Source organism: Rhodococcus aerolatus (assembly GCF_054783215.1).
This window is the reverse complement of the sequence record NZ_BAAGQZ010000004.1, coordinates 126,489-149,339: the sequence shown is the minus strand read 5'-3', so window position 1 is coordinate 149,339 and position 22,851 is coordinate 126,489. Positions and strand designations below refer to the sequence as shown.

Sequence of the window (22,851 nt, the reverse complement as noted above, 5' to 3'; positions counted from 1 at the left end):
GACGCCCTCGAACCAGGAGCTCCCGTGCGCCACCGCCCCGCCCTGACCCTGATCGCCGCCCCGCTGCTCGCCCTGGGTCTCGCGGCCTGCGGCGGGTCCGACTCCGGGTCCGACGCGGCGGCGACGACCACCGCGGCCTCCGCGCCGTCCTCGTCGTCGGCCCCGTCCTCCTCGGCGTCGTCGTCGTCCACCGCTGCGTCGTCCACCGCCGCGTCGTCCACCGCCCCGTCGTCGGGGGCGTCGGGCTCGGGTGGTTCGTCGGCGCCCGACCCGGGACCCGCCCCGGCCGGCGCCGTCATCAAGCCCGGGGCCGCCAGCGCGCTGCCGGAGCAGGTCGGGGGGTGGACCAAGGACGCGTCCGCCTCCAGCGGCGGACCGGCCACCATCTACGACCGCGACTCGCTCAGCGCGACGGTGACGCAGCTGTCGGCGTCGTCGTCCTACGAGGGGATCTCGACGAGCGTCGCCGAGCAGCGGACCCCGGCGGGGACGGGCGTGTGCGGCACGACCACGGGCGGGAGGTCGAAGGTCTGCTACCTCGCCGGGGCCGACGGGGTCGTGAGCCTGACCGGGGACGACGACCTGCCGGTGGCCGAGCTGGTCACGTTCGCCAACCAGCTCACCGCCGCGCTGGGCACGAGCTGACGTCGCCGGGTCGGGCTGGCGTCGGCGTCGTGGAGCAGACGGCGCGGGTCTGGTCGGGGATCACCGCGCTGTGCGTCGTCGTCGGCGTCGGGATGCAGGTGGCGATCAACGCCACGACCCCGGAGTACTTCGGCGGCAGTCCCGTGGGCCGCGCGCTGAACGTGTTCGCCTTCTTCACGATCCAGTCGAACGTCCTCGTCGGGGTGACGAGCGCGGTGCTGGCGGTCCGTCTCGCGCGCACGTCGACGGTGTTCGCCGTGGCCCGGCTGGTGGGCGTCGTCGCCATCACGGTGACGATGGTGATCTACCACCTGACGCTGTCCGGGCTGGTGGCGCTTAACACCACCGGCCAGGTGGCGAACCAGCTGCAGCACACCGTGGTCCCGCTGCTGTGCCTCGTCGGGTGGCTGGTGCTCGGGCCGCGGGGGCTCACCTCGACGCGGGTGGCCGCGCTGACGGTGATCTTCCCGCTGGCGTACGTGGTGTTCACGGCCGTCCGCGGCCCGCTCGCCTCGGACTGGTACCCCTACCCGTTCGCCGACGTGGCCGAGCTCGGCTACCTGCGGGTGGCGGTGAACGCGGTCGGCATCGGTGTGCTGTTCCTGGCCTTGTCGTTCGGGGCGAGCCTGCTGGACCGCCGGCTGCCCGGGGTGCGGACGCGCGGGCGCTCGGCCGGGGCGACGGTCGGCTGACGTGGCGACGGGGTCCGACGGGAACGGCGGCGTCGGCAGCCGGACGGACCAGCAGGTCAGAGGTCGGCGGGACCCAGCTCGGCCGGCTCCGGCGCGACGTCGTCGAGCCGGACGACCGACGGGGCCCGACGCGCTGCGGCGAGGGCGAGCAGCACCGGGGCCAGCAGCGCGGCCGCCACGAGGTTGACCAGGCGGAAGCCGCCGATCGCCAGCAGCGGCCCGGCGAGGACCGCCGCAGCCGCCCCCGCGTAGCTCATCGTCGCGTCCGCGCCACCCTGCAGCGGCACCCGCACCTCGTCGGACGCGCTGGCCGACACGAGCGCCGCCCCGGAGATGGTGCACGCCGACCAGCCCAGCCCGAGCACGACGAGCGCGGCTGCGGTGAACCCGTCACCGAGGTCCAGCGCCGCCCCGGTGAAGCCGAGCGTGACCGCCGCGGCCAGCGCGCCCAGGCCGACGCCGGCGGCGCGCAGCGGGCCGATCCGGTCGGTGAGCCACCCGAACACCGGGCTCAGCGCGTACATGCCGGCGATGTGCGCGCTGATGACGACGCCCACGACCTCCAGCGTCGCGCCCTCGTGGCGCATGTGGACCGGGGTCATGGCCATGACCATCACCATCACGGCGTGCGCGGCGGCGATGAGCACCACCGCGAACCGCGCCTGCGGGTGGCCCCACGCCCAGCGCAGCGCAGCCAGCGACCCCACCGGCGCCACGGGCAGGCCCACCACCACCGGGGCCTCGGTCGGCCGGGCGCGGTAGCCCAGCCCGAGGACGATCCCGGCCAGGGCGAACGCCGCCACCGAGAACAGGTAGGGCCCGGCCAGGCCCGGCAGACCCAGGGGCTCACCCGCGGCCTGGCCCAGCCCGGTGAGGTTGGGCCCGGCCACCGAGCCGATGGTTGTGGCCCACACCACCAGGGCGATCATCCGGCCGCGGGACGCTGCGGGCACCCCGTCCCCCGCGGCGTAGCGGGCCTGCAGGTTCGTCGCCTGCGCCACCCCGAAGCCGGTGAGCCCGAGCAGCAGGACGAGCAGCATCCCGGTGGCCGCGCCCAGCAGCACCAGCCCCGCGCCCGCCACGGCCACGCCGTAGCCGACCGTGAGCGACCACCGCCGGCCGCGACGGGCGGCCAGCCCGGCCAGCGGGACGGCGGCCACCGCCGCCCCGAGCACGGAGAGGGCCTGGGCGAACCCGGCCAGCGACGTGGCCCCGAGCTGCTCGACGAGCAGCGAGCCGACGGCGATCCCGGACGCGACGCCGACCCCGCCGAGCAGGTTGCTCGTCAGCAGCACCCCGACGCGGCGCCGTTCGCCGCTCACGCCGCGCGTCCGAGGTCGCCGGTGAGGTAGCCCTGCAGCGTGGGGGCCAGGGCGGCGACGACCGCCGAGGCCGGGCGGGACGCGAGGGGCTCGACGGCGACGATGTAGCGGGCCATGGTGAGCCCGACGACCTGGCTCATCAGCAACCCCGCCCGGTACTCCGGGTCGTCCGCCCCGATGCCGGCGGCCAGCGGCAGCAGGATCTCGGCGGTCAGCCGCTCCCGCACCAGCTGCGCGGCCGCCGGCTCGCTCGTCGCCGCCCGGACCAGTCCGAGCAGCGTCGATCGGGCGGCATCGTCCTCCAGCACCCCGACGAGGAACGCCGCCAGCCGCCGGCCCAGCTCGGCCGGGTCGCCCGCCAGCAGCCGCGGCAGCACCGCGGACGGGTCGAACGGCAGCTCGACGACGGCCAGGAACAGCTTGTGCTTGCTGCCGTGGAAGTGGCTGACCAGCGCCGGGTCCACCCCCGCCTCCGCCGCGACGGCCCGCATCGACGTGCGGTCGTACCCGAGCGCGGCGAACTGCCTCCCCGCGGCGGCGAGGATCGCCCCCCGCGTCCCGCTCTCGCCCGGCCTGCGCCCGGTGTGTGCCCGCGTCACGTCGTCCCCCTCGTCGGTCTTGACGCGAGTATTCACCCCGCGTAGAAATCGGCATACGATGAACTCATCAACCGATGAGTTCAGGACCCGGCCCGACGGAGCACGCCATGACCACGACCACCCTGTCGCGGCGTCGCCGCACCGTCCTGCTCGGCGTCATCGCGCTGGCGCTGATGATGGTGGTCAGCGCGGTCAGCGGGCTGAACGTCGCGCTGCCGAGCCTGGCCGCCGACACCGGGGCCAGCCAGACCCAGGTCACGTGGATCGTCGACGCCTACACGCTGGTGTTCGTCGGGCTGCTGCTGCCTGCCGGCGCGGTGGGCGACCGGTTCGGCCGCCGGGGGGTGCTCGCGGGCGGGCTGGTCCTCTTCGGCGTCGCCGCAGGCGCGGCCACCACGGTGGACGACCCGGCCGTGCTCATCGCGCTGCGCGCGCTGATGGGTGCGGGGGCGGCCGGCGTGATGCCGGTGACGCTGTCGATCATCACCACCTCGTTCCCCGAGGACGAGCGCGACACCGCCGTCGGGCTGTGGGTGGGGGTCGCGGGCGGTGGCGCGGTCCTGGGCCTGTTCGCCTCCGGCTTCCTGCTCGAGCACTACGCGTGGAACAGCTTCTTCGCGCTCAACGTCGGTCTCGCCGCGGCGGCGCTGCTCGGCACCCTGCTCGTGGTCCCCGGTTCCCGCGACGCCGACGCCCCGCGGCTCGACCCCGTCGGGGCGCTCCTCTCCCTGGTCGGCCTGACCGGCCTGGTCTACGCGATCATCGAGGGCCCCGAGCGCGGCTGGACCGCACCGCTCACCGTCACCGCGGTGGTGCTCGCCGCCGCCGGCCTCGCCGGGTTCGTGCGGTGGGAGCTGCGGGTGGCGGCGCCGATGCTCGACCCCCGGCTGTTCCGGCTGCGCGGCTTCTCGGCGGGGACGGCCACGCTCACGGCCCAGTTCTTCGGCAGCTTCGGGCTGTTCTTCGTGCTGCTGCAGTACCTCCAGTACGTCGCCGGGTACTCCCCGCTCGGGGCGGCGGCCGCGCTGCTCCCGCTCCCGGTGGTGCTGATCCCGCTGGCGCGCAACGCTCCCCGTCTCGTCGGCACCCTGGGGCGCGCGCGGGTGCTGTCCGGGGGCCTGCTGCTGAGCGCGGCGGGCCTGGCCCTGCTCACCCGCCTGAGCGCGGACCTCGTTTACTGGCAGCTGGCGCTGGGCCTGGTGGTGTTCGCGGCGGGGATGGGCCTGGCCGCGACGCCGGCCACCGCCGCGATCGTGGGTTCGCTGCCCCCGGAGAAGCAGGGAGTCGGGTCCGCGGTCAACGACACCTCGCGCGAGCTCGGGTCCGCCCTGGGGATCGCGGTCCTCGGGTCGGTGCTGAACGCGGCCTACCGCGGCGGTCTGGGACGCGCGCTCGACGCGGTGCCCCCCGAGGTGGCCGAGCAGGTGCGCTCCTCGGTCGCGGTGGTCCGGGTGGGCGCCGACCGGCTCGCCGCGCTGGGACCCCGCGGCGAGGGCGTGCTCGACGCCGCTCGGCAGTCCTTCGTCGCGGCGACGTCGACGACCTTCGCCGTCGCCGCCTGCGTGCTCGCGGTGGCGGCGCTGCTCGTCGCTCTGCGGGCCCGGGAGTCGGCGCAGCCGTAGCCTCGGTCGCCATGGGACGCACGAGGGTTCTGGTCATCGGCGGCGGCTTCGGCGGCCTGTTCTGCGCGCGGCGGCTCGGGGGCGCCGAGGTCGACGTGACCCTGCTCGACCGCGCCGCGAGCCACGTGTTCCAGCCGCTGCTGTACCAGTGCGCCACCGGCACGCTCAGCGTCGGGCAGATCAGCCGCTCGCTGCGCGAGGAGCTGCAGGGCCACCACAACGTCACCACCCTGCTCGGCGACGCCACGCACCTCGACCCCGACGCCCGTCAGGTCACCGCACGCCGGCCCGACGAGACCACCTTCACCCTCGACTACGACGTGCTCGTGCTGGCCGCGGGGATGCGGCAGTCGTACTTCGGCAAGGAGGAGTTCGCGCACTGGGCGCCGGGGATGAAGACCCTGGACGACGCGCTGAGCATCCGGCGCCGGCTGTTCGGCGCGTTCGAGATCGCCGAGACTTTGCCCGCCGGGCCGGAGCGCGACGCCTGGTTGACGTTCGCCGTCTCCGGGGGCGGGCCGACCGGGGTCGAGCTGGCGGGGCAGATCCGCGAGATGGCCACCCGCGCGCTGGCCCACGAGTTCCACAGCATCGACCCCGGCGACGCGCGGGTGCTGCTGTTCGACGGCGGGGACCGCGTGCTGAAGAGCTTCGCGCCCGACCTCTCCGGCAAGGCGACCGCCACCCTGGAGAAGCTGGGCGTCGAGCTGCACCTGGGCGTGCACGTCACCGACGTCCGCCGCGACGGCATCACCGTCACCCCCAAGGGCGACGGCGACCCGCAGGACTGGGCGACCCGCACCGTGCTGTGGACGGCCGGGGTGGAGGCGGTGCCCTTCGCCCGCCACGTCGCCGAGCAGCTCGGGGCGAGCACGGACCACTCCGGGCGGATACCCGTCGAGGACGACCTGACGGTGGCCGGGCACCCGGAGGTGTTCGTCGTCGGAGACCTCGTCGGGCGCAAGGACCTGCCCGGGGTGGCGGAGAACGCGATGCAGGGCGGGCTGCACGCCGCGGCCTGCATCCGGCGCGACCTGTCCGGCGAGCCCCGCAAGGCCTACAAGTACCGCGACCTCGGCTCGGCCGCGTACATCAGCCGCGGGCACGCGCTGCTGCAGGCGGGCCCGGTCAAGCTGGCCGGCTTCCTCGGCTGGCTGGGCTGGGGCCTGATCCACATCGCGTTCCTGACCGGGGTGCAGAACCGGGTCTCGACGCTGGCGACGTGGCTGGGCACGATCGCGCGGGCCAACCGCACCGACCGGGCCTTCCTGCTGGGCAGCCCGACCTCGCCCGAGCAGCCCTACACGTGGAGCGCGCCCCGCTCCGGCCCGCCCGGGGGCGCGGACACCACCGCCGCGTAGCGCGCGCCCCTCCCCGCGCACCGCGGGCAGTGTGCGCACCGGGGGCCGTGCGCGAGGCGAACTGCGGGCAGTGTGCGCACCGGGGGAGGTTCCTGGGCCGAACTGCGGGCAGTGTGCGGGCGTCAGGACCAGCCCGGGCCCCCGACGGCCGCCAGCAGCTCCGCGTAGCGCGCGACGACCTCGCCGGTGGACGGCCCCAGCACGACGTCGGGCCCCAGCCATGTCCGCCCCGGCTCTGCGAGCGCCTGCGCCACCGCGGCCCCGAGCGAGGCGGTGTCGCCGTAGCGCCACAGCGCCCCCGGGCACCGCGCCTCCAGCTCGGCCGTCCACGCCTCGTCCGGCACCAGCGGCCGGCGCCCCGCCGAGAGCCACGACCCGATCGACCCCGACGCCGAGATGCCCCGGTGCGGCGCGACGGGCACGCCCGCGCCGCGCAGCCGGGCGTCGAGGCCCGCGTCGGGCAGGAACCCCGTCACGGCGAACCGTCCCCCCGCGGCCGACCGCAGCACGGCCAGCAGGTCGTCGTGCCCGTCCGCCACCCGGCCCAGCGCCACCAGCGGCACCCCCGCGGGCAGCACCTCCAGCACCTCCGCGTGCCCCTTGCCGGGGTAGACGAAGCCGAGGACGGCGACCTCGTGGCGCGGGGCGGGCCGCGGGCCGGGCGCCGGCGGGTCCACCGGCAACGGCACCACCGCCCGCGGCCGCACCAGTGCCCCCACCCCGTCCAGCAGCACCGCGTCCAGCAGCGACGCCTCGTGCACGCTGTTCACCACCACCCCGGCGGCCGCGGTGGCGACCGCGCGGTAGGTGGCGGCGCGGCGGGCGTACCGCTGCGGCCCGTCCCCGGCGTGCGGCAGGTCGTGCAGCGTCACCGTCACCGGGTGGCCCGCGGCCGCCACCGCCGCGAACCACGCCGCCGCGTCCTCCGTGCTGTCCCCGAGCAGGTGGTCGGAGAAGGGGACGTGCACCACCGCGTCCCCCGCGAGCCCCGCCACCAGGGCGGGCCCCTCGGCCACGGCCCCGCGCAGCACCGGGGCGCCCCCGGCGACGGCGAGCCCGTGGCGGACCACGCCGTGCTCGTCGGGCCCCACCACCAGGTGCGCCACGGCCGCCCGCGTCACGGCGCCGCCACCGCGGCGTAGATCGCGGCGTGCGCGGCCCGGACGTCGTCGCGCTGCGCCGCCCGCCACGCCGGGTCGGCCGGGGCCGGCGGCGGGGTGGCCAGGGCGCGCGCCACCGCGTCCGCCAGCGAGTCCGGGTCGAGGCCGTGGTCCTCGTCCTGGGTGTAGGTGAGCACGTCGTCCCACTGCTGGGCGTAGTAGCCGCAGCTCGGCGCGACCACCCGGGTGCCGAGGTCGCGGCACTGCTCCAGCCAGCCGGAGTGGGTGCCGAAGGCGTGGGGCAGCACGCTGACGTGCAGCCCGGCCAGGTGCCGGTCGAGGGCGGCGTCGTCGCGGCGCTCGTGCACCACGAGCTCCACGCCGTCGAGCGCGGCCAGCGCCCGGCCGACGTCGGTGCCCGCGGCGTCGCGGTGCAGGCTCACCCGGGCCCGGCCGCCCGCCCGGTGCGCGCCCGCGGCGACGGCCGCCGCCACCTCGACCGGGCGCAGCAGGTTGCGCCGCAGCGACTTCAGGTCCACCCCCACCAGCCCCGCCTCGCCGGGGCCGTCCGGCCGCCACGACGTCAGCGACGGGTGGGGCAGCACGACGGGGGTGCGGCCGAACCGGGCGGCCACCTCGGCGGCCGCGCCGGGGGTGAGGGTGGTCACCGCCGCGGCCGCCCCCACCAGCACCGCGAGCGCGTCGTCGTGGGCGGCGCGGTCGTCGTGGTGGGGGTTGCGCAGGTCGTGCACCGTCACCACGAGGGCCACCCCCGCCGCGGCCAGCGCCGCCGTCCACGCCTGCAGCGCAGCGGGTCCCAGGTGGTCGTAGCCGAAGTGGACGTGCACCACGTCGAGCCCCCCGGCCCGCGCGGCGACCTCGGCCGGGTCCCACAGCCGGCTGGGTGACCACGGGTGGGGGCCGTCGACGGGCACCCGGACCCTGTCGACGCTGGTCGGGCGCACGGCGGCCACGTAGGGGTGGTCGTCGGGCAGTCCTGCGAGACGGGGGTGGGGGGGTATCATCAGCACGGCCCTGGAGAGACCCGGGGTCGTACCCACCGCGCTCGCGGGGCCAGCGTCGGCCCGCCGCGAGCCCCCCACGGCGCCGGGGCCCGTCCTGCCCGGCGCACCAGCACTGTCCCCGCTCCAGCAGAGGGTCGCGGCGTGCACCACCAACGCCACGGAGGAGCTGGGTGTCTGCTGTGCCTGTGACCCACCCGGGACGCCCCCGTGCGCTCCGGGTCGCGCTCATCGCGTCGTCGCGCCACCCCATCGCCCAGCCGTTCGCGGGCGGGCTGGAGGCCCACGTCTGGCAGCTGGCCCGGGCGCTCACCGCCCGCGGGCACCACGTCACCCTGTTCGCCGCGCCGGGGTCCGACGCCGCCGTGGCCGCCGAGCTGCTCGAGGCCGCCGGGTTCGGCCCGCAGGACGGCCTCTCCGACGCCGCGGCCGCCGACGTCTCCATGCCCGCCGAGGCGTTCCTGGCCGAGCACCACGCCTACCTCCAGCTGATGATCGGCCTCGGCGGGCCGCTCGCCGAGCGCTTCGACGTGGTCCACAACCACAGCCTGCACCACCTGCCCGTGGCCATGGCCCCCTCGGTCCGGGTGCCCATGGTCTCGACGCTGCACACCCCGCCCACGCCGTGGATCGAGTCGGCCATCACCGTCGGCGGCGGCGCCGGGGTCACGTTCGTCGCCGTCAGCGACCACACCGCGGGCGAGTGGCACCACGCCACCGGCCCGGTGCAGGTGGTGCGCAACGGCGTCGACCTGGCCGACTGGCCCGTCGGCCCCGGCGGCGACGAGCTGATCTGGTCCGGCCGCCTCGTGCCCGAGAAGGGCGCGCACCTGGCCATCGCCGCCGCGCGCGCCGCGGGGATGCGGCTGCGGCTGGCCGGTCCCGTCTCCGACCGCGCCTACTTCGACGCGCAGGTGGCCCCGCTGCTGGGCGAGGACGTCCGCTACCTCGGCCACCTGGGCCGCGCCGACCTCGCCGACGCCGTGGGCCGCTCCGCCGCGGCCCTGGTGACCCCGCTGTGGAACGAGCCCTACGGCCTGGTCGTCGCCGAGGCGCTGGCCTGCGGCACCCCCGTCGCCGCCTTCGCCCGCGGGGCCATCCCCGAGATCGTGACCCCCGCGTGCAGCGCGCTGGCCGAGCCGGGCTCTGTCGCCTCCCTGGCCGCCGCGATCGGGGTGGCAGTGGGCCGCTCCCGGGCCGCGGCCCGGCTGCGCGCCGAGCGGCACTGCTCGGCCGAGCACATGGTCGACGCCTACGAGGACCTCTACGGCGACCTGGCGCAGGCGGTCGCCGCGTGATCGCGTGGTACGTCCACCACCAGGGCCGCGGCCACCGCACGCGCGCCGCGTCGATCGCCGCGCACCTCGCCGAGCCGGTGACGGTGCTCAGCTCGCTGGCCCCGGAGCCGGCCGAGGCGCACCTGGGCTGGGTGGAGCTGGCCCGGGACGACGCCGCGCTCACCGCGCCCGGCGGACCCGTCGACCCGACCGCGCGCGGGCTGCTGCACTGGGTCCCGCAGGGCGACGACGGGCTGCGCGAGCGCATGGCCGCGATCGCCGCGTGGGTCGCCCGGGAGCAGCCCCGCGCCGTGGTCGTCGACGTCTCCGCCGAGGTGACGTGGCTGCTGCGCCTGCTCGGCGTGCCCGTGGTGGTCGTGGCCATGCCGGGCGAGCGGACCGACGCCGCGCACACCGCCGCGTACACCGCGGCCACCGCCGTCGTCGCCCCGTGGGCGGGCGAGGTCTACGCCCCGTCGTGGCTGGCCCCGCACGCCGACCGGACCACGGCCGTCGGCGCCATCTCCCGCTTCGCCGGGCGCACCGACGTCCCCGCCGACCGCGGTCACGGCCTCGGGCTCGTGCTCGGCGGTGCCGGCGGCTCAGCCGTCACCCCCGCCGACCTCGCCGACCTCGCCGCGGCCGTGCCGGGCCTGGACTGGCAGGTGCTCGGTCCCGGCGGGCGCTGGGTGGCCGACCCGTGGCCGCTGCTGCGCCGCGCCGACGTCGTCGTCACCCACGCCGGGCAGAACGCGCTGGCCGACGTGGCCGCCGCGGGCACGCCCGCCGTCGTCGTCCCGCAGGACCGCCCGTTCGGCGAGCAGCACGCCACCGCCGCCGCGCTCGGCGCCGCCGGGCTGGCCGCGACGAGCCCGTCCTGGCCCGCCCGCGACGCCTGGGCCGGCCTCGTCGAGCGCGGCCGCGCGACCGGGGGCGCCGGGTGGTCGCGGTGGGCCCCCGCCGGGGCCGCCGCCCGCGCCGCCGACGTCGTGGCCGGGGTGGCCGGGACCCCTGAGACCCCTGGTACGCCCGGGACCTCGGCCCGCGGCGCGACCCCGGTCGGGGTGCCCGCGTGAGGACGGTCGTCGTCACCATCGTCGCCGGCCGCCGCGAGCACCTGCGCGCCCAGCGCCGCGGCCTGGCCCGCAGCCGGGTGCCCGTCGCCGAGCACGTCGTGGTGAGCATGGGGGACCCCGATGTGGTGGACGACCTGGCCGAGACGCTGACATCCGGGCCGGGAGCGGTCACAGTGGTGGACGTGCAGGTGCCCGGGACCCGGCTGCCGCTGGCCGAGGCCCGCAACGCGGGCGGGGCAGCGGCGCTCGCCCGTGGGGCGGAGCTGGTCGTGTTCCTCGACGTCGACTGCGTCCCCGGGCCCCACCTGGTGGAGCGCTACCAGGCGGCCGCCGCCCGGCCCGGCGCCGACGCGGCGCTGCTGTGCGGCCCGGTCACCTACCTGCCCCCGGCGCCCGACGGCGGTTACCCGTGGGACGCCGTCACCGCCGACGGCGGGCCGTGGACGCGCCCCCACGCCGCGCGGCCCGCGCCCGCCGCGGGCACGGTCGAGACGGGTGGGCGCCCCGAGCTGTTCTGGTCGCTGTCCTTCGCCGCCACCCCGGCGACGTGGCGACGCACCGGCGGCTTCTGCGAGGACTACACCGGCTACGGCGGGGAGGACACCGACTTCGGCCTGGCCGCCCGCGGCGCCGGGGTCGACCTGTGGTGGGTGGGCGGTGCGGACGCGTTCCACCAGCACCACCCGGTGTCCGACCCCCCCGTCGAGCACCTCGAGGACATCCTGGCCAACGCCGCCCTGTTCCACCGCCGGTGGGGGCGCTGGCCGATGCAGGGCTGGCTGGACGGGTTCGCCGCGCGGGGACTGGCCCGCCACGACGCCGAGGAGGACGTGTGGGTGAAGGTCTCGTGACCGGTCCCGGGACCGGGCTGGCGGGTGGGCGCCACGGCGAGCTGGCCGACCTGCTGGGCACCGACGGGCTGCGCGCCCGCTTCCGGCCCGTGGTCGACCTGGCCACCGATGTGGTCGTCGGGCACGAGGCGCTGGTCCTCGGGCCCGCGGGCACCCGGCTGGCCGACCCGCTCGCACTCGCCTCCGTGGCCCGGTCGATGAGCCTGGGCGTGGAGCTCGACGAGGCGCGGTGGGCGGCGGCCCGGGCCGTCGGCGGCGCCAGCGGCCCGCTGCTGCTGCGGGTCGACCCGGCCTCGCTGCCCGCCATGCCCGCACTGCACACCGACGCCGAGGCGCTGCACGGCGCGGTGCTGGCCGTGGACGCCGACGCGGTCGCCGCCGGCCCCGCCGAGGTGCTGCGGGCGGTCTCGCTGGCCCGGGACCTGGGCTGGGCCGTCGCGGTGTGCGGCGTGGGCCGCAGCGCGGCGTCGCTCTCCCTGCTCTCCCTGGTCGAGGCCGACGTCATCGTGCTCGACCCGTCGATGCTGCGCCGCGAGGCGGGACCGCACACCGGCGTCATCACCCACGCCGTCATCGCCCACGTCGAGCGCACCGGCGCCGCCGTCGTCGCCGAGGGGGTCGAGGCGGAGGCCGACCGCTGGGCGGCCATGGCCCTCGGCGCCACCCTGGGCACGGGCCCGCTGCTCGGCAAGGTCAAGGCCCGCCCCGGCACGGCCGCCACCGCGACCGGCGCGCTCGAGGCGCGCCCCCACCTGGCCCGACACCCCGCCATGACCCCGTTCGAGCTGGTCTCGGCCGGGCAGACCCCGCGGCGCACCACCAAGCGGGTGCTCATCGAGATGAGCAAGCACCTCGAGGCCAGCGCGCTCGACGCCACCGGCACCGCCGTCGTGCTGGGCACGTTCCAGGACGCGCACCAGATGACGCCGCGCACCCGGGAGCGGTGGAGCCGGCTGGCCGCCACCGTCGCCCACGCCGGCGCCCTCGCCGTCGGGCTGGACACCGAGCCCGCCCCCGGGGTGCGCGGGGTGTCGCTCGCCGCGGACGACCCGCTGCACCTGGAGTGGGACGTCGCCGTGCTGACCCCCCACGTCGCGGTGGTGCTGTGCGCGCTGGACCTGGGGATGCTCGAGGGCAAGCCGCCGTTCCAGGGCCCGGACTCCGCCCGTGTCTTCGACTACGTCATCTCCCACGACCGCGACCTCGTGGTCCGCACGGTCGGCGTGCTGCTCGAGCGGATGGCCGGTCCGCCACCGCGCCGGTAGGGCCCGCCGCGTTAGGCTGCGCGCAGGCCGTCCACCCCGGTCGTGGACGTGGAGGACGCCGTGACCAGCAGCAGCCCGAGCGGGTCGGTGCGCGACCTGTTCCTCGGCGCGCTCGCCGGTGGTGACTTCCCCACCCCGCTGCAGCTGTGCTGCGCGTGCCTCGACGACCTGCCGGTGGACCGGGCCGCGATCGTGGTCAGCACCGGCACGGGACCGATGCTAGCCGCGGCGTCCGACGCCGACGCCGCGCGCGTCGAGCAGGAGCAGATCACCCTCGGCGCGGGTCCGGCCGTGGACGCCGTGGACCGGGCCGGGCCCGTCCTGGTGCCCGACCTGGCGCGGGAGACGGCGGCCCGCTGGCCCGCGCTGGCCTCGGCCGCCGCCCTGGGCGGGGCCCTGGTGGTGCTGCCCCTGCAGCTCGGTGCCATCCGGCTCGGCGTGCTGGACCTCTACCGCGCCCGGACCGGGTCGTTGGAGCCCGCGGAGCTGGGGCTGGCCCTGGGCGTCGCCGAGCTGGTCACCACCACCCTGCTGCTCTCCAGCGCGGGGTACCTGGCCACCTCGGCCGGCGCGGTCGACGGGGCCGCTTGGCCCGGTGCCGACGACGGGCCGGACGACCGCGAGGTGCACCAGGCCACGGGCATGGTGTCGGTGCAGCTGGCGTGCTCGGCCGCGGAGGCGTACGTGCGGCTGCGGGCCCGGGCCTTCGCCGAGGGCAGGCCCGTGGCGGAGCTGGCGGAGGACGTGGTGTCCCGACGGGTGAGGTTCGGGACCGACCGGAGTGAGGGGATCAATGATGTCGACGCCTCGTGAGGGACTGCTGATCGACGCGTTCGTGCGCGCCGCGGACACCCTCGTCGCCGAGTACGACGTGGTCGACCTGCTGCAGCAGCTGGTGGAGGACTGCACGGCGCTGCTGCCGGTCGACGCGGCCGGGCTGCTGCTGGGCGACGAGCCCGGCGGTGCGCGCCTGGTCGCGGCCACCTCGGAGGACGCCCGGCTGCTCGAGCTGTTCGCCGTCCAGGCCGACGAGGGCCCCTGCCTGGAGGCGATGGCCGGCGCGACCCGGGTGGGGTCGGCCGACCTCGCGGGCGAGCTCGAGCGCTGGCCCCGCTTCGCCCCCGCGGCGCTCGAGGCCGGCTTCGGTGCTGTGCACGCCGTGCCGCTGCGGCTGCGGTCGCAGGTCATCGGGGTGCTCGGCCTGTTCGGCAGCACCGACCGTGCACCGGCCGACGCGCCCACCGGGGGTGACCTCGCCGTCGCCCAGGGCCTGGCCGACGTCGCCACCATCGGGGTGCTGCACCACCAGGTGGTGGCGCGCAGCGAGGCCCTCAACGAGCAGCTGCAGACCGCGCTGAACACCCGCGTCGTCATCGAGCAGGCCAAGGGCGTCCTCGCCGAGCGGGGAGCGATCGGCATGGACGAGGCGTTCCAGCGGCTGCGCCGCCACGCCCGGGGCCAGCAGCTCAAGCTCAGCGAGGTCGCCCGGGGCGTGGTGGACGGCACGGTCGACCGCGGGGCGGTGCTCGACGGCGGCGGGGACGGCCCCGGGCGCGCTCGTCCGCGCTCCTAGCCCACCCCGTCGCGTGCCCGTCGCGTTCCTCCCCACGCGGTGGTGCCCGCCGCTAGCATGATCCCTTCGCCCACCCCGGACCCCGGTGGCGCCGTCCGTGCTGCGCGCCGAGGGGGTCGCCGTGACCAGGGAGCCGGACGACGCCGGGACCACCGCCCGGGCGGCGCGGGCCGCGCTGGACGCCGCCGGCGAGCAGCTGGCGGTGGGGCTGGTCGTCGACGGCCGGTGGGTGCTCGCGACCGCGGCGGTGGCCGACCTGCTGGGCGCCGACCCGGTCGAGCAGCCGGGACGCGTGGGCGACGGGGGCCCGGACCTGCGCCCGCACCTCGACGGCGTGCTCGCGACCGGGCTGGCGGCCGTGGACGTCGACCTCACCGGGGCGGACGGTCGGCGGTGGCGCACCGCGTTCCGGCCCACCGACGTCGACGGGGCCCCGGCCGTGGCGGTGGCGGCGACCGACGTCACCCGGCTGGTCGAGACGGTGGCCGAGCTGCGCCACGACGTGGCCCACGACCCGCTGACCGGGCTGCTGAACCGCCGCGAGCTGGTGGACCGGCTGAGCGCGGCGCTGGCGCGCCGCGACCGCGGCGTGGTCGGCGTCGTGTTCGCCGACATCGACGGGTTCAAGCTCGTCAACGACCGGCTCGGCCACCGGGTGGGGGACGCCGTGCTCGTCGCCGTGGCCCGTCGGCTGCAGGCCGTGGTGCGAAGCAACGACATCCTCGGTCGGCTCGGCGGCGACGAGTTCGTCCTCGTCCGGGAGGACGCCGGGGGTGACGCCGACCTGGCCGGCCTCGTCGACCGGCTGGGGTCGGCGCTGGCGCTGCCCGTCGTCGTCGACGGCCACCGGGTCCCGGTCACCCTCTCCCTCGGGCTGGCCGTGGCGGCCGCGGGCCAGGACGCCCTGCAGACCCTCGAGGTGGCCGACCTGGCCATGTACGAGGGGCGCAGGCGACCGGCGCGCGCGGTGGCGCCGGCGGGCAGCCCGCGGCTCAGCCCAGTCCCAGCGTCTCCATCGTGACGCGGTGGCGCGCGGTCGCCGCGGTGAGCCAGCCCGGGTCGTCCCGGTAGGCCTGCGCCTGCACCGCGTGCACGTGCGCCGGGTCCACGTCCTGCCCGCCGACCACCCAGGTCGGGCGCGGCGGCCCGGGCAGCCCGCGGGCGGCGAGCACCGCGGCCTCGAGCGGGGCCCGGACCCCGCCGAGCAGCACGCGCCCGGGGTCGGTCGTGCCCACGGGGGCGCCCAGCCCGGCCTGGACCCGCTGCGCGAGCACGGCGAGCACGGCGTTGCCCGGGTGGTTCAGGGTGTGGGCGGCGGCGGTCCCGAGGCCGTCGAGCACGTCGGACACCCCGACGTCGGCGTGCGCGGTCTCGCGCCGGGCGAGCTCGGCGACGGCGGCGTCGCCCACCGTCCGGATCCCCTCGGCCGTGGCCGGGAACGCCGCCAGCGGGGCGAGCGCCCCCGGGGTCAGCGCCGCCGCCACGGTGCGCAGGTCGTGGTACGGGACCACCGGCGGGTCCAGGGACCGGTTCGCGGGGTTGCGGATGATGGCCTGCCACGGGTGCAGCCCGGTGAAGCGGACCACCGGCCAGCGCAGCACCCGGGCGCCGGCGGGCAGCAGGGCGGCGAGCTGGTCGGTGCCCAGCGGCAGGTCCCGGTAGTCGTCCCGCACCGGCTGCGAGAGCAGGACGCCGGTGCGGCCGAGCAGCGCGGCGAGGTGGGGCACGTCGTCCGCGGTGAGCTCGTGCACCGGGGGGATGCGGACGGTGCGGTACGGCGCGTCCGGGGCGGTGGCCAGGACCACCCGCAGGGCCTCGGCCTGGCAGTTGCCGTGCACCAGCCACAGCGGCCGGTCGTCGGCGGGGTCGACCCCGTCGGTGCGCAGCGCGGCGGGCACGTCGTAGAAGGTGCCGTAGTGACGGGTCCGCCCGTCCGGGTCGGGGCTGTGACGGGGCTCGGTGGTCACCGGCGTGACGCTAGCGCGCGCCGGCGCCCCGGGCCGGACAGTCTGTCGCGGTGACCCACGAGACCTCGTCCGCCCTGCTCACCGCCCGGATCGGGGCCGTCCGGGCGCGCATCCTGACCGCCGACGTCCTCGTCGTCGTCTGGTGCCTGGTGTGGTGGCGGGTGGCCACGGCGCTGCGGGACGGGGTGGCCGCGCTGGCCGGCCCGGGCGCCCAGGCCGTCGCGGCCGGCGAGCGGTTCAGCGGGACCCTGGGCAGCGCCGGCGGCGCGGCGGCCCGGGTGCCGCTGGTGGGGGACTCGCTGGCCTCCCCGCTGCGGGGCGCGGCCGGCGCGGGCACCGACCTGGCCGACGCGGGGCGCAGCTACCAGGAGGGTGTGGGCACCGTCGCCCACGGCGTGTTCTGGCTGGTGCTGGCGGTCGCGGTCGGCCTGGTCCTGGCGCGCTACCTGCTCTGGCGGGTCGGCCGGGTGCGCACGGTGCTCGCCGCCCGGCGGCTGCGCTCGAGCCCGGACGGGCTGGCCCTGCTCGGGCTGCGGACCGCGGCGGGCGCCCCGCTGCCCCGGCTGGCGCGGCTCACCGCCGGCGCCGCACCCGGTGACCGGGTGGTGCTGGACGAGGTGCTGCTGCGCCGGCTGGGCGAGGCCGAGCTGGTGCGGCTCGGCCTCTCCCCGCGCGGGCGGTAGGTCAGGGCAGCGTCGCCCCGGCCGGGAGGTCGAAGGTGATGACCCGGAACCCGAGGCTGACGCACCCCGTGCCGGTGTCGGTGCTGGCCGCGGCGCTGAGCCCGCCGAGGGCGCAGCTGACCGACCCCGCACCCAGGACGGCGGTGCTGGCGCTGGACGTGCCGCCCGGCCCGGCGAGGGCCACGGCGCCCCCGAGCACGCTCGAGTCGGCGGTGGCGCTGGCCCCGGGCCCGACGGCCCCGGCGACGGCGACGCCCGCGGTCGCGGACGCCTCGGCCGTCCCGCCGAAGGCCGCGGTGGACCGCGCCTGCCCGCCGAGCGAGGCCTCGGCCGTGGCGGAGCCGGAGGTGTAGGTGGTGGCCTGCGCGGTGCCTCCGGTGTCGGTGGTCGCCTCCGCGGTGCCGCCCCGGTTGGTGGTGGCGGTGGCGTCCCCGCCGGTGTTGGTCGACGCGGTCGCGCTGCCGCCGCCGTTGGCCGTGCTCGTCGCGGTGCCACCCAGGACGGCGCTGGACGACGCGGTGCCGGCGTCGGCCGTCGCCGTCGCGGTCCCGGTGGTGAAGACGTAGGCCTCGGCGGTCCCGCCGCCGGTCGCGGTGGCCGAGCCGTCGCCGTTGACGTCGGTGTCCGACGTCGCCGACGAGCCCGCCCCCGTGGCGGTGGCCACCGACGACCCGCCGGTGAGGCCGCGGTCGGCGGAGCACGTGGCCCCGTCGGGGTCGGTCCCCGTCACCGGGTCGCCGTCGGGGTTGATCACGGGGATGGCGGGGAGCCCCGTCCCGACGCAGGTGACCGCGTCCGCCGTCGGGGCGAACGGCCCGGCGAGGGCCGCGGTGGTGACGACGACGCCACCCAGCGAGGCCAGGGCCTGGCGGCGGCGGTCCGGGGCGCGGTGGCGGCCGCGGGCGAGGGTCGACATGGAGCGCTCCTGTGTGAGGTCCGGGTGAGGATGCGCGGAGGGTAACCGGGAAGTGATCTGCATCACCAGACCCGTCCGGGTGGCGTGACCGACCCGGGGACGACACGCTGGGCGGGCGCGTCCGGACGGGTGCGCACCCCCTGAGCGAGGAGCTCCCCGTGGCCGTGCCCCTGCCCCAGATCCTGGGCGGCCTCACCGCCGCCTACAGCGCCGCCGTGCTCGTCAGCCCCAAGGTGCTCGCCGGACCGACCGAGCTCGCACCGGGCGGCAAGGTCACCCGCGGGGTGGGCGCGCTGAGCCGTGGCGTCGCCGCGCGGGACCTGGCGTCCGGCCTGGCCATGGTGCTGGCGCCCACCCCGGAGGCGCTGCGCACGGCCATCGCGGTGCGCGTGCTCTCCGACCTGGGCGACACGCTCGTGTTCGGGACGTCGCTGCCGTCGAAGTCGGCGCGCCGCAAGGCCGCGGCCGTCGGCATCCTGTGGGGCGGGCTGTGCGCCGCGAGCGCGCTGACCATCGAGGACTGAGCCGGACCGAGGACTGAGCCGGGTCGGGGACCGGGCCCGGCTCAGCCCGTCGCGACCTCGTCGGCGAACACCACCACGTCGTCGACGTAGCTGCGGGCCCGCGGGTCGAAGTCGCCGCCGCAGGTGACGAGCCGCAGCGCGGGGTGGTCGACGTCGCCGTACACCGCCGCGGTGGGGAACGCCGTCTTCGGGTAGTGGCCGACCGAGCTGACCCGGAAGGTGCTCACCCGGCCCGCGTCGTCCGTCACGGTGACGACGTCACCGACCGCGGTGCGGGCCAGGCGGGAGAACACCCCGGGCTCGCCGGCCCAGTCGACGTGGCCGGCGAGCACCGCCGGGCCGACGGCGCCCGGCACGGGGCCGCCGGTGTACCACCCGGCGGGGAACCCGGTCGCGGGGACCTCCAGCGTCCCGTCGTCCTGCAGCCCGAGCGGCTGCAGGGCGCTGTCGACCCCGATCGAGGCGACGCCCACCCGCACCGGCGTGCCCGGGCCGGTGGCCGACCGCGCGGGCGCGGGTGCGGACCCGGTGGTCGGCGGTCCCGGGACCGTCTGCGGGACCGGCTGCGCGGCCGGCGCCGGGATGGCCGGGGACGCTGCGGGGGTCGTGTCGGCCCGGCCGTCGGCGGTCGGGACGGGTGTCGACGCCGCGGCCGTGATCTCCGGGGACTGCTGCCCGGCGCGGGCCGCGACGACCAGGGCGAGCACCACGACGCCGCCGGCCACCCACCGGGCCCGCCGCCGGGCGGGCCGCACGGCCGCGTGCCGGGCCCCGGTGCCGTGCCTGCTCACCGGCGGCCCCGTCCGTCAGGACGTGCTGCCGTCACCGGTGTCCACCCCGCCCACGGGTACCTGGCGGACCTGGGTGCCGAGACCGCCGCCCGAGCCGGTGGAGCCGCCCGGGGTGCCCGGGGTGCCGGGTGCCGACGGGCCGGCGGGGGACCCGGGTGTGCCGGACCCGGGTGTGCCGGAGCCGGCGGGCGTCCCGGGGGCTGCGGGTTGGCCGGGGTTCCCGGGCGCGCCCGGGCCGACGGGCGCCTGGGGCCCACCCGGCGTGCCGGGAGCGCCCGGGCTGCCCGGTGTGGTCGTGGCCGGTCCGCCCGCTCCCGGCGCTCCCGGTGCGGAGGCGCCGGGGGTCGTGGTGCCGGCCGGCGCAGAGGTCGTGGTCGTGGGCGCGGTCGTCGTGGTGCCCGTCGGGACGGTCGTGGTCGTCGTGCCCGTCGTGCCCGTCGGGGCGGTCGTGGTGCTGGGCGTGGTGCACGTCGGGGTGGTGATCGTGTCGTGGATGAGGGTGACCGCCCCGGCCCCGGAGTCCTGCTCCCCGCCCAGCAGCCGGCCCTCGACGGTGACGGAGTCGCCGAGCGAGATGTCGTCGTGGGCGAGGACGGTGCCGCGCAGCGTCGACCCGGCGCCGAGGGTCGCGGCCGTGCCGACCTGCCAGAAGATGTTGCAGGCGGAGGCTCCTCGGACCAGGCTCACGTTCGCGGTGCCCGCGGTGATGAGCGTCGTCGAGGTCTGGAAGACGAACACCGAGCTGGGGTCGTCCGCGCCGTCGAGCACCAGCGTGCCGGTCATGCCGAAGGTGCCCGAGGCCGAGCCGTAGACGCCGGCGACGAGGGTCTGCCCGCCCAGCTCGGTGGGGACCTCGGTGGTCGGGCCCTGCCCGGCGGCGTTTGTGTACGCCGTGGTCAGCGCGGCCTTCGCCTGCACCGTCACCGCGTCGTTGGGGTCCGGTGCCGCGTGGTGGGTGCCGGTCTGGGTCACGCAGTCGGCGGCCCCCGGGCACGCGACGAACCCGGTGGCCGACGCGGTGGGCGAGGACCCCGTGTCGCCGGTGATCGTGGTCGCGCCGGTGTTGGTGATGCCCGATCCGGCGAGGACGGCGAACTGGGCGGCCGTGCCGAGCGGGACGGCCGTGGCGGCGGCGGAGGCGTTCCCGGCCCCCGCGACGACCACGCCCCCGGCGACGGCGAGCACGAGGGCACCGGCCCCCGCGGCGAGCGACGCCCGACTCGGACCGCGGCGGCGGTGAGGGGGCTGGACGGGGTGCTGGTGGTGGTGACCCATGGGTGGTCCTCGCTGCTGGTGGTCGGAAGCCCGTCAGCGAGGTCGCCCGGCCCGTACCCGCCGCAGCGTCACGTGGTGGGAACCATCCCGGTCCGCAGCGCCGTACGCCGATCAATGTCCTGCGCCGCCAGGCCGGTGACGCATCGTCACACCCGGCCCCTGCGCGGCGCGCTCGTGCGTGATGGATCGCGTCCCGACGGCCAGGACGGGCCCGAGGACGGCGCGGCGGGGGTCGGTGGACGGCGTGAAGTTCACCCGATCGGCACGACCACCCGGCCCGGACGACCGAGAGTGACACACCCGTCCGGGTGGCGGTCGCGCACCGGCCGCACGCGCCTACGGTCGGGTCCATGACGCGCACGCTCCCGCACGGCAGCTGGCCCACCCCGATCACCTCGGCGCTCGTCGTGCAGGCGGCGGCGACGCTCGGCGAGGTGCACCTCGACGGGGACGACACCTGGTGGTCGGAGGCGCGGCCCGCCGAGGCCGGGCGCAGCGTGCTCGTGCGGCGCGACGCGGCCGGCCGCACCACCGACCTGCTGCCGCCGCCCTGGAACGCGCGCACCCGGGTCCACGAGTACGGCGGCGGTGCCTGGTGCGTCGCCGGCGGCACCGTGTGGTTCGCCGAGTACACCGGGCAGCGGCTGCACCGGGTCGACCCCGGGGGCGAGCCGGTGGCGGTGACGCCGGAGCCGGCGCTCCCGGCCGGGGTGCGCTTCGGCGACCTGGTGCCCGACGGTGACGGGGTGCTCGCGGTGCGGGAGACCCACGCCGCGTCGAGGTCGTCGGCCCAGGTGGTCCACGAGGTGGTGCGCGTCGGGCCCGATGGCGCCGTCGAGGTGCTCGCCGCCGGCTCGGACTTCGTCTCCGACCCGCGCCGCGGGCCCGACGGGTCGCTGGCGTGGCTGCGGTGGGACCACCCGCACATGCCGTGGGACGCCGCCCAGCTCGTGGTCCGGGCCCCCGACGCCACCGAGTCGGTCGTCGCCGGTGGTGACGGCGAGTCGGTCGTGCAGCCGGAGTGGGCCGCCGACGGGACGCTGTGGTTCCTCGCCGACCGCACCGACACCTGGGCGCTGCACCGCCGCACCTCCGACGGCGCCGTCGAGCTGGTCCACGACGCGGGGGTCGACATCGGCGGGCCGGCGTGGCAGCTGGGGAACAGCCGCTACGCCCTGCTCGACGACGGCCGCGTCGTCCTCGCCCGGCCGCGCGACGGTGCCGACCGGCTCGTGGTGCTGGACCCGGACGGCAGCACCCGCGAGCTCGACACCCCCTTCGCCGCGTTCCGCCAGCTCCGTTCCCGCGGCGCCGAGGTCGTCTGCGTCGCCGGCGGTCCGGCGTCGGAGCCCGTCGTCCTGCGGGTCGGGGTGGATGACGGGGCCGTGCGCGTGCTGCGGCCCGCCCGCGAGCTCGGGGTCGACCCGGGGTGGTTCTCCCGGCCGGAGCACGTCACGTTCCCCACCCCCGACGGCGGCAGCGGGGTGGACCACGCGCACGCGAACGTCTACCCGCCCACCAACCCCGACGTCACCGGCCCCGAGGGCGCGCTGCCGCCGCTGGTCGTCGTCGTCCACGGTGGACCGACGGGGGCGGCGTCGCCCGTGCTGAACCTGGCCGTGCAGTACTGGACGTCACGCGGGTTCGCGGTGGCCGACGTGGACTACCGCGGGTCCACCGGTTACGGCCGCCGCTACCGCGACGCGCTGCAGGGCCGCTGGGGCATCGCCGACGTCGACGACGTGGTGGCCTGCGTGCGGTGGCTGGCCGAGCAGGGCCGGGTCGACCCGCGGCGGGCCGTGATCCGGGGCGGGTCCGCGGGTGGGTACACCACCCTGGCCGCGCTCGCGTTCCGGCCCGGGGTGTTCGCCGCCGGGGCCAGCCACTACGGCGTGGCCGACCTCGCCGCGCTCGCGGAGGACACCCACTCCTTCGAGTCGCGCTACCTCGACGGGCTCGTCGCGCCGTGGCCGTCGGGGCGCGCGGTCTACGACGAGCGCTCCCCCATCCACCACGTCGAGGCGATCGACACCCCGCTCGCGGTGTTCCAGGGCGACGAGGACGCGGTGGTGCCGCCCGCGCAGGCGGAGATGATCGTGGCCGCGCTGCGCGAGCGCGGGGTGCCGCACGCGTACCTGCTGTTCCCCGGTGAGCAGCACGGCTTCCGCAAGGCGGAGAACATCCGGGCCGCGCTGGACGGCGAGCTCAGCTTCTACGCCCAGGTGCTCGGCTTCGCCCTGCCCGCGGCCGAGGCCATCACCCCGATCGACGTCGTCCGCCCCTGACGGCC

General features: G+C 77.5%; 22 protein-coding genes. 14 read left to right on the top strand and 8 right to left on the bottom strand.

Translation table 11 applies throughout. The features are described 5' to 3' along the window. Nucleotides 1-24: 24 nt before the first annotated feature. Nucleotides 25-645: a hypothetical protein gene (locus ACYVOF_RS02340; protein WP_460863898.1), complete on the top strand. Its 621-nt coding sequence runs from the start codon at nt 25-27 to the stop codon at nt 643-645. A 29-nt stretch (nt 646-674) separates the two neighbouring features. Continuing rightward, a complete protein-coding gene (locus ACYVOF_RS02335; protein ID WP_460863897.1) occupies nt 675-1,337 on the top strand; it encodes a Pr6Pr family membrane protein in 663 nt (220 codons plus the stop codon). A 56-nt stretch (nt 1,338-1,393) separates the two neighbouring features. Here the strand turns inward: ACYVOF_RS02335 and ACYVOF_RS02330 are convergent, their stop codons facing one another. Then, nucleotides 1,394-2,659 carry an MFS transporter gene (locus tag ACYVOF_RS02330; protein ID WP_460863896.1) on the bottom strand — a complete coding sequence of 422 codons (1,266 nt, stop codon included), beginning with the start codon at nt 2,657-2,659 and terminating at the stop codon, nt 1,394-1,396. Next, complete coding sequence (locus ACYVOF_RS02325; RefSeq protein ID WP_460863895.1) at nt 2,656-3,258, bottom strand: TetR/AcrR family transcriptional regulator; 603 nt, start codon at nt 3,256-3,258, stop codon at nt 2,656-2,658. The genes ACYVOF_RS02330 and ACYVOF_RS02325 overlap by 4 nt, the downstream gene beginning before the upstream one ends. 107 nt (nt 3,259-3,365) lie before the next feature. On the opposite strand from ACYVOF_RS02325, the gene ACYVOF_RS02320 reads away from it, so the two are divergent. Both ACYVOF_RS02320 and ACYVOF_RS02315 read left to right on the top strand, forming a co-directional pair. Continuing rightward, nucleotides 3,366-4,880, top strand: coding sequence for an MFS transporter (locus ACYVOF_RS02320; protein ID WP_460863894.1), 1,515 nt, complete (start codon nt 3,366-3,368; stop codon nt 4,878-4,880). Between the two features lie 11 nt (nt 4,881-4,891). After that, nucleotides 4,892-6,241, top strand: coding sequence for an NAD(P)/FAD-dependent oxidoreductase (locus ACYVOF_RS02315; RefSeq protein WP_460863893.1), 1,350 nt, complete (start codon nt 4,892-4,894; stop codon nt 6,239-6,241). 122 nt (nt 6,242-6,363) lie between these two features. On the opposite strand, the gene ACYVOF_RS02310 is transcribed toward ACYVOF_RS02315, so the two are convergent. Both ACYVOF_RS02310 and ACYVOF_RS02305 read right to left on the bottom strand, forming a co-directional pair. Next, on the bottom strand, nt 6,364-7,347 hold the full coding sequence (locus ACYVOF_RS02310) for a hypothetical protein (RefSeq protein ID WP_460863892.1): 984 nt from the start codon (nt 7,345-7,347) through the stop codon (nt 6,364-6,366). 11 nt (nt 7,348-7,358) lie between these two features. Then, complete coding sequence (locus ACYVOF_RS02305; protein WP_460863891.1) at nt 7,359-8,366, bottom strand: glycosyltransferase family 1 protein; 1,008 nt, start codon at nt 8,364-8,366, stop codon at nt 7,359-7,361. A 185-nt stretch (nt 8,367-8,551) separates the two neighbouring features. Between ACYVOF_RS02305 and ACYVOF_RS02300 the strand changes: the two genes are divergently transcribed. The 7 genes from ACYVOF_RS02300 (at nt 8,552) to ACYVOF_RS02270 (ending at nt 15,426) form a co-directional block, all read left to right on the top strand. Next, entirely contained in the window at nt 8,552-9,661 is a 1,110-nt protein-coding gene (locus ACYVOF_RS02300) for a glycosyltransferase (protein WP_460863890.1), read from the top strand. Next, nucleotides 9,658-10,716: a glycosyltransferase gene (locus ACYVOF_RS02295; RefSeq protein WP_460863889.1), complete on the top strand. Its 1,059-nt coding sequence runs from the start codon at nt 9,658-9,660 to the stop codon at nt 10,714-10,716. Before ACYVOF_RS02300 ends, ACYVOF_RS02295 begins: the two co-directional genes overlap by 4 nt. Further along, nucleotides 10,713-11,567: a glycosyltransferase family 2 protein gene (locus tag ACYVOF_RS02290; RefSeq protein ID WP_460863888.1), complete on the top strand. Its 855-nt coding sequence runs from the start codon at nt 10,713-10,715 to the stop codon at nt 11,565-11,567. The genes ACYVOF_RS02295 and ACYVOF_RS02290 overlap by 4 nt, the downstream gene beginning before the upstream one ends. Further along, nucleotides 11,564-12,832, top strand: coding sequence for an EAL domain-containing protein (locus ACYVOF_RS02285; RefSeq protein WP_460863887.1), 1,269 nt, complete (start codon nt 11,564-11,566; stop codon nt 12,830-12,832). The genes ACYVOF_RS02290 and ACYVOF_RS02285 overlap by 4 nt, the downstream gene beginning before the upstream one ends. A gap of 60 nt (nt 12,833-12,892) precedes the next feature. Next, nucleotides 12,893-13,645 (top strand): GAF and ANTAR domain-containing protein, encoded by a 753-nt coding sequence (locus ACYVOF_RS02280; protein WP_460863886.1) that lies wholly within the window; start codon nt 12,893-12,895, stop codon nt 13,643-13,645. Further along, a complete protein-coding gene (locus tag ACYVOF_RS02275; protein ID WP_460863885.1) occupies nt 13,629-14,405 on the top strand; it encodes an ANTAR domain-containing protein in 777 nt (258 codons plus the stop codon). The genes ACYVOF_RS02280 and ACYVOF_RS02275 overlap by 17 nt, the downstream gene beginning before the upstream one ends. 121 nt (nt 14,406-14,526) lie before the next feature. Then, nucleotides 14,527-15,426, top strand: a complete 900-nt coding sequence (locus ACYVOF_RS02270; RefSeq protein ID WP_460863883.1) for a diguanylate cyclase domain-containing protein — start codon at nt 14,527-14,529, stop codon at nt 15,424-15,426. On the opposite strand, the gene ACYVOF_RS02265 is transcribed toward ACYVOF_RS02270, so the two are convergent. Further along, complete coding sequence (locus ACYVOF_RS02265; protein ID WP_460863881.1) at nt 15,398-16,372, bottom strand: WcbI family polysaccharide biosynthesis putative acetyltransferase; 975 nt, start codon at nt 16,370-16,372, stop codon at nt 15,398-15,400. The two genes, ACYVOF_RS02270 and ACYVOF_RS02265, sit on opposite strands and share 29 nt — an antisense overlap. A gap of 50 nt (nt 16,373-16,422) precedes the next feature. Between ACYVOF_RS02265 and ACYVOF_RS02260 the strand changes: the two genes are divergently transcribed. Continuing rightward, a complete protein-coding gene (locus tag ACYVOF_RS02260; RefSeq protein WP_460863879.1) occupies nt 16,423-17,055 on the top strand; it encodes a hypothetical protein in 633 nt (210 codons plus the stop codon). A gap of 1 nt (nt 17,056) precedes the next feature. On the opposite strand, the gene ACYVOF_RS02255 is transcribed toward ACYVOF_RS02260, so the two are convergent. Continuing rightward, nucleotides 17,057-17,971, bottom strand: a complete 915-nt coding sequence (locus ACYVOF_RS02255; protein WP_460863878.1) for a hypothetical protein — start codon at nt 17,969-17,971, stop codon at nt 17,057-17,059. Nucleotides 17,972-18,129: 158 nt separating this feature from the next. Here ACYVOF_RS02255 and ACYVOF_RS02250 point away from each other — a divergent pair, with 158 nt between their 5' ends. Next, entirely contained in the window at nt 18,130-18,495 is a 366-nt protein-coding gene (locus tag ACYVOF_RS02250; RefSeq protein WP_460863876.1) for a hypothetical protein, read from the top strand. Nucleotides 18,496-18,536: 41 nt separating this feature from the next. On the opposite strand, the gene ACYVOF_RS02245 is transcribed toward ACYVOF_RS02250, so the two are convergent. Further along, on the bottom strand, nt 18,537-19,286 hold the full coding sequence (locus tag ACYVOF_RS02245; protein ID WP_460863875.1) for a class F sortase: 750 nt from the start codon (nt 19,284-19,286) through the stop codon (nt 18,537-18,539). A 15-nt stretch (nt 19,287-19,301) separates the two neighbouring features. Further along, nucleotides 19,302-20,471 (bottom strand): ice-binding family protein, encoded by a 1,170-nt coding sequence (locus ACYVOF_RS02240; protein WP_460863873.1) that lies wholly within the window; start codon nt 20,469-20,471, stop codon nt 19,302-19,304. Between the two features lie 440 nt (nt 20,472-20,911). Between ACYVOF_RS02240 and ACYVOF_RS02235 the strand changes: the two genes are divergently transcribed. Beyond that, on the top strand, nt 20,912-22,846 hold the full coding sequence (locus ACYVOF_RS02235) for a S9 family peptidase (RefSeq protein ID WP_460863871.1): 1,935 nt from the start codon (nt 20,912-20,914) through the stop codon (nt 22,844-22,846). The last annotated feature ends 5 nt before the right edge of the window (nt 22,847-22,851 follow it).

Coding starts and splice junctions, on each gene's coding strand:
- ACYVOF_RS02320 (WP_460863894.1), top strand. CDS start 3,366: ATGACCACGACCACCCTGTCGCGGCGTCGCCGCACCGTCCTGCTCGGC.
- ACYVOF_RS02315 (WP_460863893.1), top strand. CDS start 4,892: ATGGGACGCACGAGGGTTCTGGTCATCGGCGGCGGCTTCGGCGGCCTG.
- ACYVOF_RS02305 (WP_460863891.1), bottom strand. CDS start 8,366: ATGATACCCCCCCACCCCCGTCTCGCAGGACTGCCCGACGACCACCCC.
- ACYVOF_RS02275 (WP_460863885.1), top strand. CDS start 13,629: ATGTCGACGCCTCGTGAGGGACTGCTGATCGACGCGTTCGTGCGCGCC.
- ACYVOF_RS02255 (WP_460863878.1), bottom strand. CDS start 17,971: ATGTCGACCCTCGCCCGCGGCCGCCACCGCGCCCCGGACCGCCGCCGC.
- ACYVOF_RS02235 (WP_460863871.1), top strand. CDS start 20,912: ATGACGCGCACGCTCCCGCACGGCAGCTGGCCCACCCCGATCACCTCG.